Annotated in this window: 3 protein-coding genes; 1 reads left to right on the top strand and 2 read right to left on the bottom strand. The window is 70.0% G+C overall.

Annotated features, from left to right (window positions below; translation table 11 throughout):
• Both ACIKT0_RS17345 and ACIKT0_RS17340 read right to left on the bottom strand, forming a co-directional pair.
• A partial coding sequence (locus ACIKT0_RS17345) for an ATP-binding cassette domain-containing protein (protein WP_407106604.1) occupies positions 1 to 411 on the bottom strand: 411 nt, incomplete at its 3' end.
• A gap of 28 nt (positions 412 to 439) precedes the next feature.
• A complete protein-coding gene (locus ACIKT0_RS17340; RefSeq protein WP_407106603.1) occupies positions 440 to 1,306 on the bottom strand; it encodes an undecaprenyl-diphosphate phosphatase in 867 nt (288 codons plus the stop codon).
• Between the two features lie 151 nt (positions 1,307 to 1,457).
• Between ACIKT0_RS17340 and ACIKT0_RS17335 the strand changes: the two genes are divergently transcribed.
• Positions 1,458 to 2,150, top strand: a complete 693-nt coding sequence (locus ACIKT0_RS17335; RefSeq protein ID WP_183394770.1) for a glutathione S-transferase family protein — start codon at positions 1,458 to 1,460, stop codon at positions 2,148 to 2,150.
• The last annotated feature ends 89 nt before the right edge of the window (positions 2,151 to 2,239 follow it).

Here is a 2,239-nt window from a genome sequence, read left to right as displayed (position 1 = left end):
TGCGGACACCTGTGCGGGGCGGCGGGCCAGCACGGGCGCCAGCGCGAGCGCGTCGGCGGCTCGCAGGACCCGTTCCTGAGCGTCCTTCCTGCTCAGCCCATGCGCCGTCAGGCCGTGTGACATGTTGTCGTAGAGCGTGCGCCGCGGCCGCAGCGACTGCGGGTCGATCAGTTCGGCGACGTCGTCGCGTCCGGCGCGCCAGGACTGCCGGACGGCGTCGCCGATCTCGATGACGCCCGCCGTCGGCGGCTCCACGCCCGCGATCAGCCGCAGCAGCGTGGACTTGCCGCTTCCCGCCGGCCCGGTCAGCACGCAGAAGGCGCCGGCCGGGATCTCGAGCGACACGTTCGCGACGGCAGGCGTTCCGCCGCGGTGGATCCGGGTGACGTCGGTCAGGACGATGCCGGTCACGGGCGCGCCTCCTCCGCTGACCGGCGGGTCATCCGTAGACCATCAGGCCGGCGAGGCCGGCGGCCCCGACGATCATCCGCCACCAGGCGAAGGCCGCGAAGCCGTGGCGCGAGATGAAGTCGAGCACGTAGCGCACCACGATCAGCGCGGTCACGAAGGCGAGAATGAAGCCGACCACGATCAGCGTCGCGTCGTTGAAGTTCAGCTCGTGGCGGGTTTTGTAGAGGTCGTACGCGAACGCCCCCGACATGGTCGGGATGGCGAGAAAGAAGGAGAACTCCGCCGCCGCGCGCTTGCTGGCGCCGAGCATCAGGCCGGCCACGATGGTCGAGCCCGAGCGCGACACGCCCGGCACCAGGGCGAAGCACTGGCAGAGGCCGATCACGAGGCAGACCGGCAGCGGGAAGCGCATCGCGTCGTCATAGAGAACGGCGGGGGCCCCGTCCGGCCGCACGCCGGCGCCCGTTGCGCCGACTGGCGGCTCGTCGGCCTGGGGATGCCGCATGTCGACCCAGAGCAGCACGAGGCCGCCCAGGATGAGAGCCACGCAGATCACCGCCGGCGTCTCGAACAGCACGCTCTTGATGAAACCGTGCATCGTCGCGCCGATCACCGCCGCGGGCAGGAAGGCGATCAGCACGCCGAGGACGAAGCGCCGCGCGGCCGGATCGTAGGGCACCCGGACCGCGACGTCGGTGAGCCGGCGCGAATAAACCACCAGAATCGCCAGGATGGCGCCAAGCTGGATCAGCACCTCGAACGTCTTGCCCTTCGCCTCGAAGCCGAGGAAATGGCCGAGCAGCAGGAGGTGTCCGGTGGATGACACGGGGAGGAACTCGGTGAGCCCTTCGACCACCCCGAGCAGGGCGGCCTCCATCAGGTTCACGACGGTCATGCCGAACTCCCCGAAACCCGCGGCCGATTCGTTGTTGTCGCGGGGCTAGGCCGGTTCTATACGGGGCTTCTGCGCCGCGCCATCAAACGCCCGGCGTTCCGGCGCGGGCCGCTGCGCGCCGGCCACACCCCCCTACAGCGCACCGGCATTAATGGCCATCCTCTACCACCATCCGCTTTGTCCGCATTCGCGCTTCGTGCGCCTCGCCATGGGCGAGTACGGGCTCGACGCCGATCTGGTCGAAGAGCGCGTCTGGGAGCGCCGCGAGCCGTTCCTGGCTCTCAATCCTGCGGGCACGACGCCGGTCCTGGTCGAGGCCAGCATGCCCTCGGTGCCCGGCGCCGACGTGATCGCGGAATATCTCGACGAGACCCGCGGTCTCGCGCTCGGCGACCGGCGCCTGCTGCCGGAATCGCCGCGCGAGCGGGTCGAGACCCGGCGTCTGACCGACTGGTTCAACCGGAAGTTCTTCGAGGAGGTCTCGAGCCACCTCGTGACCGAGAAGATCTACAAGCGGTTCATGCCGACCAATCTCGGCGGCGGCGCGCCCGAAATGGCGGCGATCCGCGCAGGCCGGGCCAACATCCGCTATCATCTCAAATATGTCGGCTACCTGATCCGGCAGCGGAAATGGCTGGCTGGCGATCGGCTGACCTATGCCGATCTGGCGGCCGCGGCCCATTTCTCGGTCGTGGACTATCTGGGCGACGTGCCGTGGGACGAGGACGAGACCGCAAGAGGCTGGTATGCGCGGGTGAAATCGCGCCCGTCGTTCCGCCCGCTCCTGGCCGAGTCCGTGCCCGGCACCGCCGCCGCGCCGCATTACGCGGACCTGGATTTCTGATCGAAGCCCTCGCGGGCGCCGTGACGGCGCCGCCGCCCGGAGCCGCGCGGTGACGCCCGCCGGCCTCAAGGCCCGGCTCGCGGAGCGCG

The organism is Hansschlegelia beijingensis (assembly GCF_045505405.1).
Lineage (GTDB): Bacteria > Pseudomonadota > Alphaproteobacteria > Rhizobiales > Methylopilaceae > Methylopila > Methylopila beijingensis_A.
The sequence above is the reverse complement of the archived record's forward strand: the minus strand, read 5'-3'. Positions and strand labels throughout refer to the sequence as shown.

Coding starts and splice junctions, on each gene's coding strand:
- ACIKT0_RS17340 (WP_407106603.1), bottom strand. CDS start 1,306: ATGACCGTCGTGAACCTGATGGAGGCCGCCCTGCTCGGGGTGGTCGAA.
- ACIKT0_RS17335 (WP_183394770.1), top strand. CDS start 1,458: ATGGCCATCCTCTACCACCATCCGCTTTGTCCGCATTCGCGCTTCGTG.